This window comes from Micromonospora sp. NPDC053740 (assembly GCF_040677775.1).
Lineage (GTDB): Bacteria > Actinomycetota > Actinomycetes > Mycobacteriales > Micromonosporaceae > Micromonospora > Micromonospora alfalfae.
This window is the reverse complement of sequence record NZ_JBFASO010000016.1, coordinates 32,421-46,281: the sequence shown is the minus strand read 5'-3', so window position 1 is coordinate 46,281 and position 13,861 is coordinate 32,421. Positions and strand designations below refer to the sequence as shown.

General features: G+C 71.3%; 6 protein-coding genes. 2 read left to right on the top strand and 4 right to left on the bottom strand.

Translation table 11 applies throughout. The features are described 5' to 3' along the window. Window positions 1–51 precede the first annotated feature (51 nt). Together AB0K35_RS32280 and AB0K35_RS32275 are read right to left on the bottom strand one after the other, a co-directional pair. Entirely contained in the window at window positions 52–3,348 is a 3,297-nt protein-coding gene (locus AB0K35_RS32280) for a S8 family serine peptidase (protein ID WP_363890265.1), read from the bottom strand. 137 nt (window positions 3,349–3,485) lie between these two features. Further along, a complete protein-coding gene (locus AB0K35_RS32275) occupies window positions 3,486–4,661 on the bottom strand; it encodes a DNA recombination protein RmuC (RefSeq protein WP_238666689.1) in 1,176 nt (391 codons plus the stop codon). A gap of 54 nt (window positions 4,662–4,715) precedes the next feature. On the opposite strand from AB0K35_RS32275, the gene AB0K35_RS32270 reads away from it, so the two are divergent. After that, window positions 4,716–5,549 (top strand): hypothetical protein, encoded by an 834-nt coding sequence (locus AB0K35_RS32270; RefSeq protein ID WP_238666688.1) that lies wholly within the window; start codon window positions 4,716–4,718, stop codon window positions 5,547–5,549. Window positions 5,550–5,617: 68 nt separating this feature from the next. Here AB0K35_RS32270 and ppc read toward each other — a convergent pair whose 3' ends face one another. Next, complete coding sequence (gene ppc / locus AB0K35_RS32265; protein ID WP_238666687.1) at window positions 5,618–8,404, bottom strand: phosphoenolpyruvate carboxylase; 2,787 nt, start codon at window positions 8,402–8,404, stop codon at window positions 5,618–5,620. Between the two features lie 129 nt (window positions 8,405–8,533). Then, a complete protein-coding gene (locus tag AB0K35_RS32260; RefSeq protein WP_363890260.1) occupies window positions 8,534–9,586 on the bottom strand; it encodes a hypothetical protein in 1,053 nt (350 codons plus the stop codon). Between the two features lie 586 nt (window positions 9,587–10,172). Between AB0K35_RS32260 and mfd the strand changes: the two genes are divergently transcribed. After that, window positions 10,173–13,805, top strand: a complete 3,633-nt coding sequence (gene mfd / locus AB0K35_RS32255) for a transcription-repair coupling factor (RefSeq protein ID WP_363890257.1) — start codon at window positions 10,173–10,175, stop codon at window positions 13,803–13,805. The last annotated feature ends 56 nt before the right edge of the window (window positions 13,806–13,861 follow it).

Below are 13,861 nucleotides of genomic sequence, written 5' to 3'. Positions count from 1 at the left end.
GGAGCCCGCCCCCGAACGTGGGGACGGGCTCCTGCCGGTGTTACGAGCGGATCAGTTCACGGCACCGATGGACACGTTGCCGCGCCCCACGATCGCACCCTCGCTGGTGACGATCGCCAGTTCACCGGAGAGCTGACGTCCGTCGGCCGGAACGGCCACCGCGGTCACCGTGCCGGTGATGGTGGCGGACTCGCCGTGCATCAGCGGCACCGCGACGGCCGAAGCGGTGATCGTGCCCAGCGACGCGGACGCGAACGCGTCGTAGTAGTCGTAGGCGGTGCTGGTCCCCGGCCCGTCAACCCCGTACGGCTCCACCACGACTCGGTAGGTGCCGGCGGCCGGGTTGGTCAGCGTGACCGTCTCCTCCGAGTCGCCGTCCGCGGCCCGGCCGACCTCGGTGGTACCCCGATAGACGAACAGGTCCAGGTCGGCGCCCGCGCTGGCGGGGTTGCCGATCCGGGCGGTGAACGTCGACGTACCCGCCGGGATCTCGACGGTCCACTCCTGGTTGGGACCGCCCTCGGTGATGGTCGGACGCTCGGTCCGCACACCGGTCAGCGCGCCGCTGCGGCCGCTGACCGAGACCGGACCGAAGGCGTTGGTGACCTTCCAGCTCACCGGGGTCGGCTCGCCGGCCTCGACACTGGGCAGCTCGACCAGCGCCGGCTCGACAGTCAGGCCCTGCACCCGCGCCTGGAGCTTGAACGGGTTGTTCAGCGTCGGGGACGTCCGCCGCGACTCCACCTCGATCTCCCAGACCCCGGGAAGCGGGTTCTGGTAGTCACGCTCCTGCGGCTTGCAGACGTTCACGTCGGAGAAGTTGGTGTAGCAGACGGTGCTGGTGGTGGCCTCCACCGGCACACCCAGCGGGTTGATCGCGATGAACCGGGTCTGTGAACCGGTGGCGATTCCGGAGAGGTTCACCTGGAGTGCCTTGGCGCCCTCGGGCACCGTCACGAAGTACGACGTGAAGCCGTTGCGGTCGACCGAGCCCTCGTTGGCGTACGAGAAGTTGGGCTTCTTCACGTCGTTCGACGCCACCACCACTGTGGACACCTCGAAGTCGACCACGTTGGTGGTCGGGTCGTCGATCCGCACGATCGCGCCGTGCGCGCCCTCGGTGGCCGGCTTGGCGGTGACGCTGATGGTGACGGGCTTGTTGAGCGGCAGCGCGACGCTCTTCGGCGCCTTGAAGGTGCCGTCGTTGCCCTGGAGCGTGATGGTGTGCCTGATGGTGCCGGCCGGGCCGCTGGTGCGGGTGAGCTTGACCGGGTACGTCTTGCTCTGGCCGACCTTGTGGCCGCCCTCGGACGAGGTGCAGCGGTTGTAGACGCCGGTGCCCCGACCCGGGTTCGGCACGAACTTCACACCGTTCCAGATGGTCAGCTGCTCCGCCAGGGGGCTGCAGACCGGCGCGTCGGAGACGTACGACCGGGTTTCGACGCCCTGGCGCAGCAGCTGCCACGCGCCCGGAACGTTGACCATGCCGTAGCCCTGCGCGTACGTCGGCACGTCCGCGATCGGCTTGGCGGAGCTGAACAGCGCCCGCCGCAGTGCCGCCGGGCTGACGCCCCGGTCGGTGGCCTTGGCGGCCGACAGCAGCAACGCGCCGGCGCCGGCGGTCTGCGGTGACGCCATCGAGGTGCCGTTCAGCATCGCGTAGCCCGGGGGCAGCGCGTATCCGGCCTCGGGGACCGGGGCTCCGAGCTGCCAGGTCGGTGCGGTGGAGATGGCCGAGCCGGGGGCGGCGATGTTCGGCTTGAAGCCGCCGTCCTCGCGCGGGCCACGGGAGGAGAAGTTGAACAGAGCGTTCTTCTTCTTGACGACCGAGCCGTAGTTGGCCAGCCAGGTGTCCTTGCTGATGTTGGCGGCAACGCTGATCACGTTGCTGGCCACCGACGGGTCGCCGACGGTGTTGAGACCCGGGCCGGAGTTGCCGGCCGAGATGACCAACTGCACGCCGTACGTCTCGATCAGTTCGTTGTAGAGGTTCGTCCGCGCGTTGTTGCCGTCGTTCAGGCCCGGAAGACCACCGATCGACATGTTGACGATGTCGACGCCGCGGTTGGCCACCAGGTCGATCATGCCGACGGTGAGGGCCGCCGCGCTGCAGCCGCCACCCCAGGAGCAGGCGCGGGCGGAAACCAGCTTCGCGCCGGGCGCGGCGCCGTCGAAGGCTCCGTTGCCGAGCATGTCGTTGGCGGCGGTGATGCCGGCGACGTGGGTGCCGTGGGTGCTCTCGACGATGCCGATGTTGACGTAGTCGTAGGTGCCAGGCAGCCCGATCGGCGTGGTGTCCACGTTCTTGCGGAACTCGACCACGAACGGCTGCCGCTCGGCGACCGGGGTCGCCGGGTTGTCGGTACCGAAGTAGCCGATGTCGTACTTCTCCTTGTACGGCCGCATGACCGGGTCGTCGGTAAAGTTGAGGTTCTGGTTGGCGTCCACCCGGATGTTGTTGGTGGCCGGGTCGAAGAGCACACCCCAGGTGTCGGTCGTGTCGCCGTCGCGGTTGACGTCACCCCGAGCGTCGCTCGCGGTGGTGACCGACTCGCTGAACAGGTTGAACCGGTACGTGCCGGCCGGCGCCGTCCAGGTGCCGCCGGCGATGGTGAACGACGGGCCGGCGACCTCGGCCTGCATCCGCCGCCACGAGCCGTCCTCGAGCGGATCGGTAGCGGTGACCCAGTCGACGATCTTGCGCTCGCCGGTGGTGGTCTGCTGCAACGCCGGGTGGGCCAGGTCCACACCGGAGTCCATGATGCCGATCGTGACGCCCCGGCCGTCCCACTCGGGGTGGGCCGCGGTGAACGCCACAGCGCCGGTCTCGTTCGTCGGCATGTAGGGGTTGTCAGCCGGGGTGGTCTCTCCCGGCGCCCCGACGGTGGCCTGCCGCGCGCCGGCGGTGCCGGTGGCGGTGCGCTCCGGGGCCGGGTCCGGCAGTTGGATGACCTCGTCCAGGTCGACGGCCGAGACGCCGGGCAGCCGCGCCGCCTTGAGGACCCGGTCGGTCGGGACCTTGGCCAGCACGAAGCCGACCCGGTCCTGCCGCTGGCTCACAGTGCCGCCGAGTTTGGTGAGGCTGTCGGCGACGTCCCCCGCCTCACCCTTCTCGGTGGCGACGATCAACGTGACGGTCGGGGCCTTCTTGGCGCGGGCCTCGCTGAGCAGTTTGGCGTCGTGGGCGCCCAGCGTCTCGGCGGCGGTGGCCGGGGAAGCGTCCGGTGTGGCGGCGGGAGCGGCGGCCGCTGTGGCGGCACCACCCATTGTCGTCATGGCGCTCGCCGCCAGGACCGACGCGAAGAGCGCGGCTGAGGTGCGCCGGCTCAGGTTTCGGAGTCTGCTCACGTTCTCTTTACCTCCAGAGAACAGGGCCCATCAGAGAAGGGCGCTGTGGTGAGCAGAATCTTTCGTGCTACCGCCGAGCACTGTCACTACTGGTCAGTCCCTTGTGACCAGTTCGTGACATGCGGGTATACGCACTGTCACATGGATGGAGAGCGGGTGGAGACCTCGTCGGCTGCCGGATCGGCCAGCTCGGGGGCCTGCGGCTGCCGGGGTGTCAACTCGACCTGCGCCGGCGTGGCCAACTCGTCGTCAGAGACACCCAACTCGGCGAGCTTGCGGGCGCTGACCAGCACCCGGGCCTCCAGCGAGCCGACCGCCCGGTTGTAGGCGGTCACCGCACCGGCCAGCGAGGACCCGAGCTTGCCCACGTGGTCGCCGAGCGTGGAGAGCCGGCCGTACAACTCCCGGGCGAGGGTGTGCACGGCGAGCGCGTTGCGGGCCAGCGCCTCCTGCCGCCAGGAATAGGCCACAGTGCGGAGCAGGGCGACCAGCGTGGCCGGCGTGGCCAGCACCACGTTGCGGGTGAAGGCGTGCTCCAGCAGCGTCGGGTCTCGCTGGAGCGCGACGTCGAGGAACGGGTCGGCCGGGACGAACAGCACCACGAACTCGGGCGAGTTGTCGAACGCCGACCAGTACGACTTGGCGGCCAGGGCGTCGACGTGCCCCCGCAGATGCCGCGCGTGCGCGTCGAGGTGGGTGTCCCGGCCGCGCTCGTCGCGGGCCTCCATGGCTGTCAGGTACGCGTCGAACGGGGCCTTCGCGTCCACCACCACCGAGCGACCACCGTGCAGGCGAACCACCAGATCCGGTCGGACGACCTGCTGGTCGGTGGCGGCGGTGACCTGCTCGGAGAAGTCGCAGTGCTCCAACATGCCGGCAGCCTCGACGATCCGGCGCAACTGGTGCTCGCCCCAGCGGCCCCGCACCTGCGGTGCGCGCAGCGCCGCCACCAACTGCTTGGTCTCGGTGCGCAGCTCACCGGAGACCGCGTTCATCGAGCGGACCTGCTCACGCAGCTCGGCGTACGCGTCGACGCGGTCGTGCTCCAGCTCGGCCACCCGCTGCTCGTAACGGCGCAGGGTGTCGTGCAGCGGCGCGACCGCCCTGGCCACCGCCTCCTGGGACTGTGCGGTGGCCTCGTAGCTCAACGCCCGCATGGACTGCTCCAGTCGACCCTCGCCCTCCCGGGTGGCGGCCAGTGTGGCATCCAGGCGGGCGATGTCGGCGGCCGACCGGGACCGGGCCGCGAGCCAGCCCACCGCCCCGCCAGCGCCGAGGCACACGATCACCAGGAGCAGCGTCGAGACGTCCATCACCGGAGCTTGCCAGACGGATACGACGTGCGACCCGGGGGTACGTTCGATGACATGGAACTTGTGCTCTGCCTCGCCGTTGTGCTGGTCGGCGCGCTGGGCGCCGCCGCGCTCGTCCGCGCTCAGGCCGGTGCCCGTCGGCGCACCGAGCTCGGCGACGCCCGCGCGGAGGCGCAGCGGTGGTACGAGCGCCTCGGTGGCCAGTTGATGAACCTGCACGGCGACGACCCGGCGGTCCGCCAGGCGCTGGCCGACGCCGGTGAGCGGTACAACGCGGCGGGCTCCCAGCTGGAGCAGGCGTCCACGCCGCACCAGTTCGGGCTGGCCCGGGAGACCGCGCTGGAGGGTCTGGCGTACATCCGGGCGGCGCGCACGGCGCTGGGCATCGATCCGGGCCCCGAGCTGCCCACCCTGGCCGCGGCCCGCGGCGTGGGACAGCTCACCAGGGAACGTGAGGTCGATGTGCAGGGGCAGACCTTCCGAGCCGGGCCGCAACCCGGCCGGGAAACGCCCTACTACTACCCCGGTGGGCGTTATCAGGGCCGACCGGTGCCCGCCGGTTGGTATTCGACGCCATGGTGGAAGACGGCACTGGGTGCCGGCGCCGGTGTGCTCGGCGGCATCCTGATCGCCGACGCGCTCTTCTCGCCCGCCTTCGCCGACCCCGGGTACGGCTACGACGCCGGCTACCAGGAGGGCTTCGGTGACGGTGTCGACCAGGGCGGCGACGGTGGCGACCAGGGCGGCGACTTCGGCGGCGGCGACCAGGGTGGGGACTTCGGCGGCGGCGACTACGCCGGTGGTGACTTCGGCGGCGGCGACTTCGGTGGCGGCGGCTTCGGCGGTGGCGATTTCGGTGGTGGCGATTTCGGCGGCGGCGACTTCTGACAGTCGTTCAGAGCTACGGAAACGGGCCCCGGTCGCAGCGACCGGGGCCCGTTTTCCGTACCTGTCGATCAGCCGGTGTTGCGCATCCCGGCCGCGATGCCGTTCACAGTGGTGAGCAGCGCGCGTTCCAGGGCGGTGCCGTCGCTCGGCGCCCGTCGGCCGCCCGGTGCGGTGGCGATCGCCCGCCCGGCAGCGCCCGACTCCCGGTACTGCCGCAGCAGCGCCACCTGGAGATGGTGCAGCGGCTCCAGGTAGGTGTCGCGGACGGCCAGGGTGCGCTGGAGCACCGGCGAGTTCTCCAGCAGGGCCGGTGAGGCGGTCACCGCCAGCACCTCCCGCTTGGTCAGCTCGTACTCCTGCTCGATCTGCTCGAAGATCGGGTGCAGCTTCTTCGGCACCAGCGTCTCGACGTACCTGCGGGCGATGCTCAGGTCGGTCTTGGTCAACATCATCTCGACGTTCGACAGGAACGTGCGGAAGAAGTGCCAGTTGCGGTGCATCTCGGCCAGCACGTCCGCCAGACCGGCCTCGCGGGCGGCGGCCAGCCCGGAGCCGACGCCGAACCAGCCCGGCACGATCTGCCGGGTCTGCGTCCAGCCGAACACCCACGGGATGGCCCGCAGCCCGGACAGCCCGGCGCCGGTGTTCGGGCGCTTCGCCGGCCGGGAGCCGATGTTCAGCGCGCCGAGCAGCTCGGTGGGGGTGGACGCCCAGAAGTACGCGGGCAGGTCCGGGTCCTCGACCAGCGACCGGTAGGACCGGAACGCCGACTCGGAGACCACGTCCATCGTCGCGTCCCAGCGCTCCAACATCTCGGCCGGCTGCCGGGGTGCGGTGTGCAGCAGGGTCGCCTGGAGCACCGCGGCGAGGGTGAGCTCCAGGTTTTCCCGGGCCAGCGAGGGCAGTGTGTACTTGTCGGAGATCACCTCGCCCTGCTCGGTCACCTTGATCGCGCCGTCCATGGTGCCGTACGGCTGCGCCAGAATCGCCTCGTGCGTCGGCCCGCCGCCGCGCCCGACCGTGCCGCCCCGGCCGTGGAAGAGCCGCAGGTGCACACCGTGCCGGGCGGCCACGTCGCGCAGCGCGCGCTGCGCCCGGTGGATCGACCACTGGCTGGTGGTGATCCCGGCCTCCTTGTTCGAGTCGGAGTAGCCGAGCATGACCTCCTGCACGTCACCCCGGGCCGTCACCAGCGCCCGGTACGCGGGCAGCGACAGCAGCTCGTCGAGGAGTTCGCCGCCGGAGTTCAGCTCGGCCGGGGTCTCCAGGAGCGGGACGAACCCGATCCGGGCCCGCCCGCTGTGCACGTCCACCAGGCCGGCCTCGCGGGCCAGCACCACGGCGGCCAGCACGTCGTCGACACCCAGGGTCATCGAGATGATGTACGACTCGATCACCTCGGCACCGAACCGGTCCTGTGCCTCCCGGATGGTGCTGAACACGTCGAACGTCTTGCGGGCCGACTCGGACAGCGAGGTGTCCACAGTCGACAGCGGGCGCCGACCGGTCAGCTCGTCGGCGAGCAGCTTGGTGCGTTCCAGCCGGGTCAGCGCCGGGTAGTCGGAGACCTCGCCGACCGCCTCGTAGAGCTGCGCGAGCACCGCGTGGTGCGCCTCGGCGTGCTCCCGGACGTCCATGGTGGCCAGGTGCAGGCCGAACGCGGAGACCGTACGGATGGTGGAGGCCAGCCGGCCGACCGCTGTGAGCTGCCCGGAGTTGCGGGCCAGCGAGGCGCGCAGCAGGTCCAGGTCGGCGATCAGTTCGGCGGAGCCCTGGTAGTCACGGCCCGGTACGTGCGCGGTGCCCTGGCGCAACCTCAGCCGGGTGTTGGCGAGCTTCGCCTTCACGCAGCGTGCCTTGAGCCGGTACGGCTCCTCCGCGTTGACCCGGCGGAAGCGCTGCGCCACCTCGGGCAGCGCGTCCAGGTCGGCGGCGAGGCTGGCGGAGAGGTCCAGGGAGACCCCGCGGAGTCGGCGGGACACCGAGACCTCGTTGATCAGGTGGTCCATCGCCTTCTCGGTGGCCGCGATGCCGTGCTCGTGCTGGATGGTCAGCACCTCACGGGTGACCGCCGGGGTGACGAACGGGTTGCCGTCGCGGTCGCCGCCGATCCAGGTGCCGAAGCTCAGCGGCCGGGCCGTCGGTGAGGTCTCCACACCGAGGGTGCGCAACGTGTCGGCCAGGTCGTCGAGCACCTGCGGGGCGGCCTCGGCGTACAGGTCGCGCAGGTAGTAGATGGCGTTGCGGGCCTCGTCGGTCGGGTCCGGCCGGTCGAGCCGCAGCTCGTCGGTCTGCCACATCAGGTCCAGCAACTCGGCCAGCCGGCGGTTGGCCGGGCCCTCGTCGCTGGCGCCGTAGAGGATCGCGTTGGCGGTCTCGGTGTCCAACTCGTCGGCGATCGCCCGCAACTTGGACAGGATCGAGCGACGAGCCGCCTCGGTCGGGTGCGCGGTGAAGACCGGTCGCACCGCCAGCCGGCGAGCCGCGTTGGCGATCTCCTCGGCCGGCACCCCGCGCTCGGCGATCATCTTGGCGGCCTGGTCCAGCCAGCCGCCCTGCACCGCGCGGCGGCGGCGCAGATCCCGCGCCCGGTGCACCTGCTCGGTGATGTTGGCCAGGTGGAAGTAGGTGGAGAAGGCGCGAGCCAGCTTGGTGCCGGTGGTCACGTCGAGCCCGCCGAGGCGCTGGGCGGCCGCCGGGGCGTCGGAGCGGACCTGGGCGCGGATCTCCTCGACGAGGTCGAGCAGCGGGCGACCCTCCTGGCGGGCCAGGGTCTGGCCGAGGAGGGTGCCGAGTCGGCGAATGTCGGCGCGCAGTGCGGCGTCCGGGCCGTCGTGGTCGTGCTGGTCGGTCACGATGCGCTCCCTTACGTGGATACGAAGGACAGCGCTGTCCGACTTACTGGATGGTATCCGCGCGCAGGGGATGTCTGGAGGGCCCCCTGGTGATCCACTGCCCGCAGGAGGGTGTTTTCCGGGGTGATCTCAACCACCGTCGCGGTCCGACGAGGGGCCCGAGTGGGTCGTTGCGGGGCCGGAGGGGGCGGCCCGGCGACCCCGGACCAGGCTCGCGCTGACCAGTCCGAGCCCTCCGAGCACCGCCCAGATCCCGAGGGCGGAAGCCGGCCAGCCGGCCGACCGCCAGTCGAAGTACACAGCGGCCTTGGTCAGGTCGTTGGCGAGCCCGGGGATGTTCCAGCGGTGCATGCCGCGCAGCACCCCGGGCAGGAACTCGGGCGCGTAGATGCCACCGGAGCCCGGGTTGCCGAGCACCACCAACAGCAGGATGACCAGCGCGGTGCCCGCGACGCCGAGCCAGCCCTGAATGGCGCTGGCGAACATGGCTGCGGCGAAGACGGCCAGCGCCCCGATGGCGGCGATCGTCGGTACGTTGTGGTGCCAGATGTCCAGTACGGGTCCGACCACCACCGCGCCGGCGATGCCGAGCAGCACGCTGTAGACCGCCAGGGCGGCGACGCGCAGTCCGGCCCGTCGCGCCGTACGGGGGGTGGTGCCGGCGGATATCCCGAGCACCGTCGAGGCGAGGTAGCCGCCGAGCACGTACCCGACATTCAGGTAGAAGGGCACCACCCCGCGCGTGTCGGCCGGGGTGACCGGAACCTCGTCGACGATCCGGAGCGGGGTCCCGGTGCGGGTGGTGGCGGTGCCCAGGACCTCCTTGATCGCGCTGGTGGCGGAGGGGCCGGAGGCGCTCGCCACGGTGAGGAGCAGGCCGTTGTCTTCTCCGGTGCTGAGTACTGCGTACACCGCGCGGCTGAGCAGCCCGTCCTCGGCGGCGGTCGGGTCGTCGTACCCGATGGGTTTGAGGATGGTGGTCTGGCCGCGCACGGCGTCGAGCGTCGCCTGGGCGCGTTGGTCGCCGGAGACGACGCCGATCGGCAGGTCGCGGGGTGTGGGCTGGTGCAACGCGCCGACGTAGGCAGCGATGAACGCCGTGGCCAGTACGAGGGTGCCGAGGAGCAGTCCGATGCTGCGCGGCGCCCAGTCGCGAGCCGTGCCCCGCGGTTCTTCGTCCACGTTGTTAGCCTATGGCCGGTTTTGTGGGTCGCACTGTGGAACCAGCTCGCCGCCCCCGAGGCGCGGCAGAGACCAGCGGTGCGGCAGGCGTCAGGGGTCGACGACGGCGAAGGCGCGGACCGAAAGGTGCCCGTGCCGGCCCCCATCGGCGGGGCAGCGGTCCGCGCTCTCCGATCGGCCAAGATCGTGCTCGATCCAGGAAAGAGTGCGGTCTGCCGGCTTCGAGACCCACTACATCCTGGATCGAGGACGATCTTGCTCGGTGTGTCCGTCGCGCGAGGCGGCAGCGGGACGGATCGCCCCGCCCGGTCACCTGTCGGCGCGCCCCGGCGCGGTCGACAGTGCGGCACCGACAAGATCCGCACAACATCGAGAACTGCCGCCTCCCGCGCCCCGGACGCAGCAATCTCCGGGAAGTTGCGCGGATCTTGGAACGAGGGGTGGCCTGCGGGGACACGGCGCGCGGCGCGGACCTGGGCGGAAGGGGGTGGCTGTCGGTCGACGGGGCTAGGCTTGTTGTCGCGCCCCCCCGTCCGGCTGGACGAGGGGCCGCCGTCGTGTGCGTCGACTCCCCGAAAGGTTTCCCTTGCTCACCGGTCTGTTCACCGCAGCCCTGGCCGACCCCGGGCTGACCCGGGCGCGTGACCTGGCGCGCTCCGGTGCCGCCCAGGTCGACGGCCTCGACATCACCGCCCCGGCGGCCCTGCGCCCGTTCGCCGTCGCGGCGGTCGCCGCCGACAACGAGGGCGCCGGGCGACCGGTGCTGGCGGTGACCGCCACCACCCGGGAGGCCGACGACCTCGCCGCCGCGCTGGGCGGGTTGCTGCCGGCCGAGCAGGTGGTGGTCTTCCCCTCCTGGGAGACGCTGCCGCACGAGCGGCTGTCCCCCCGCTCCGACACCGTCGGCCGGCGGCTGGCAGTGCTGCGCCGGCTGGCGCACCCGGAGGCGACCGACGCGCACGGCGGCACCGGGCCACTGCGAGTGGTGGTGGCCCCGGTCCGTTCCCTGCTCCAGCCGCAGCTCAAGGGGCTCGGCGATCTGGAGCCGGTGCAGCTCGCCGCCGGCGAGGAGGCCGACCTGGAAGAGGTCGCCCGCCGGCTGATCGACATGGCCTACGCCAGGGTCGACCTGGTCACCAAGCGCGGCGAGTTCGCGGTGCGTGGCGGCATCCTGGACGTCTTCCCGCCCACCGACGAGCACCCGTCGCGTGTCGAGTTCTGGGGCGACGAGGTGGAGGAGATCCGCACCTTCGCCGTCGCCGACCAGCGGACCATCGAGCAGGTTCCGCTGCTCTGGGCACCGCCCTGCCGCGAGCTGCTGCTCACCCCGGCGGTCCGCGACCGGGCCGCCGCGCTCGCCGAGCAGCACCCCGAGCTGGCCGAGATCCTCGACAAGCTGGCCGAGGGCATCCCGGTGGAGGGGATGGAGTCGCTGGCCCCGGTGCTGGTCGGCCCCGACTCGCTGGAGCTGCTGCTGGACGCCATGCCGGCCGGCACCCACGTCCTGCTCTGCGACCCGGAGCGGATCCGCACACGGGCGCACGACCTGGTACGTACGTCGGAGGAGTTCTTGCAGGCCAGCTGGGCCGCCGCCGCGGTCGGCGGCCAGGCCCCGGTGGACGTTGGCGCCGCCGCCTTCCGCACCCTCGGCGAGGTACGCGCCGCCGCGGGCAGGCTCGGCCAGCCGTGGTGGACGCTGTCCCCGTTCGGCCTTGTCGAGGGGGAGACCGCCGAGACTCGGCAGCCGTGGGAGGACGCGCCCGAGCAGGCCGCCGTCACTCCGGACGACGCCATCGCGGTGACCCTGTCCGCCCAACCGGCGCCGCTCTACCACGGCGAGACCTCGCGGGTGGTCGAGGACCTCAAGCGTTGGGCCGGCGAGGGTTGGTCGATCGCGCTGGTCTTCGAGGGGCACGGCCCCGCCCAGCGGGCGGTGGAGGTGCTGCGCGACGCCGGCCTGGGCGCCCGGTTGACCGAGGAGGTGCCGACCGCGCCCGTCCCCGGCGAGCTGGTGGTCACCTGCGGTGCGCTGAGCAGCGGGTTCGTCGATGAGGCGTCCCGCTTCGTGCTGCTCACCGGCAATGACGTGACAGGCGGTCGGGGCACCTCGACACGCGACATGCGCAAGATGCCGAGCCGGCGGCGCAACACCATCGACCCGCTGGAGCTCAAGGCCGGCGACTTCGTGGTGCACGAGCAGCACGGCATCGGCCGCTACGTGGAGCTGGTGCAGCGCACCGTCAACGGCGCCAGCCGGGAATACCTCGTCATCGAGTACGCGGCCAGCAAGCGGGGCCAGCCCGGCGACCGGTTGTTCGTCCCGACCGACCAGCTCGACCAGCTCTCCCGCTACGTGGGCGGCGAGCAGCCCACCCTGCACAAGATGGGCGGCTCGGACTGGCAGAAGTCCAAGGCCCGGGCCCGTAAGGCGGTCCGGGAGATCGCCGCGCAGCTCATCCAGCTCTACGCCGCCCGCAAGGCGTCCAAGGGGCACTCGTTCGGCCCGGACACCCCGTGGCAGCGGGAGCTGGAGGACGCCTTCCCCTGGCAGGAGACGCCGGACCAGCTCGCCGCTATCGACGAGGTCAAGCGGGACATGGAGCAGACCGTCCCGATGGACCGGCTGATCTGCGGTGACGTCGGCTACGGCAAGACCGAGATCGCGGTCCGGGCGGCGTTCAAGGCGGTACAGGACGGCAAGCAGGTGGCGGTGCTGGTGCCGACCACCCTGCTGGTTCAGCAGCACTACAACACGTTCGCCGAGCGGATGAGCCAGTTCCCGGTCCAGATCCGGCAGCTGTCCCGGTTCCAGACGGCGAAGGAGACCGAGCGGACGCTGGAGATGGTCGCCGACGGCACCGTCGACATCGTCATCGGTACGCACCGGCTGTTGCAGACGGCGACCCGCTTCAAGCAGCTGGGTCTGGTGATCGTCGACGAGGAGCAGCGCTTCGGTGTCGAGCACAAGGAACACCTGAAGACGCTGCGCGCGTCGGTCGACGTGCTCAGCATGTCGGCCACCCCGATCCCGCGCACCCTGGAGATGGCGATCACCGGCATCCGGGAGATGTCCACCATCGCCACCCCACCGGAGGAGCGGCACCCGGTGCTCACCTTCGTCGGCGCGCAGGACGACCGTCAGGTGGCCGCGTCCATCCACCGTGAGCTGCTCCGCGACGGGCAGGTCTTCTACCTGCACAACCGGGTCGAGTCGATCGACCGGGCGGCACGGCGGCTGCGGGAGCTGGTGCCCGAGGCGCGGGTCGCTGTGGCGCACGGCCAGATGGGCGAGGACGCCCTGGAGAAGGTCATGGTCGGCTTCTGGGAGAAGGAGTTCGACGTCCTGGTCTGCACCACGATCGTCGAGTCGGGCATCGACATCCCGAACGCCAACACGCTGATCGTGGAGCGGGCCGACCTGCTCGGCCTGGCCCAGTTGCACCAGATCCGGGGCCGGGTCGGCCGGGGCCGGGAGCGGGCGTACGCCTACTTCCTCTACCCGCCGGAGAAGCCGCTCACCGAGCACGCCCACGAGCGGTTGGCGACCATCGCCCAGCACACCGAGTTGGGTGCCGGCATGTACGTGGCCATGAAGGACCTGGAGATCCGGGGCGCCGGCAACCTGCTCGGTGGCGAGCAGTCCGGGCACATCGAGGGCGTCGGTTTCGACCTGTACGTGCGGATGGTCGGCGAGGCGGTCTCCGCGTTCAAGGGTGAGCGGCCGGAGGAGGAGACCGACGTCAAGATCGACCTGCCGGTCGACGCGCACCTGCCGCACGACTACGTGAGCGTGGAGCGGCTGCGCCTGGAGATGTACCGCAAGCTCGCCGAGGCGCGCGACGAGGAGCGGCTGGGCGAGGTGATCGCCGAGATGACCGACCGGTACGGCGAGCCGCCCGCCCCGGTGCAGAACCTGGTGGAGGTGGCCCGGTTCCGTCTGCTGGCCCGCCGCTACGGCCTGAGCGACGTGTCGATGCAAGGCAAGCACGTACGGTTCGGTCCGCTGCCGCTACCGGACTCGAAGCAGTTGCGGCTCAAGCGCTACCACCCGGATGCCGTCTACAAGCAGGCCACCGACCAGGTCAGCGTGCCCCGACCGACCACCCGTCGGATCGGCGGCGAGCCGCTGCGTGACCAGGCGCTGCTTCAGTGGTGCGCGCAACTGCTCTCCGATGTGCTCGGTGCTCCCGCCCCACTCGCCGTCGCCGCGAGCGCCTGAGCCGGCGGTGTGGCCGCGAGCGCCTGAGCCGGCGGTGTGCTCTCGACCAGGGACGG

Coding starts and splice junctions, on each gene's coding strand:
- AB0K35_RS32270 (WP_238666688.1), top strand. CDS start 4,716: ATGGAACTTGTGCTCTGCCTCGCCGTTGTGCTGGTCGGCGCGCTGGGC.
- AB0K35_RS32275 (WP_238666689.1), bottom strand. CDS start 4,661: ATGGACGTCTCGACGCTGCTCCTGGTGATCGTGTGCCTCGGCGCTGGC.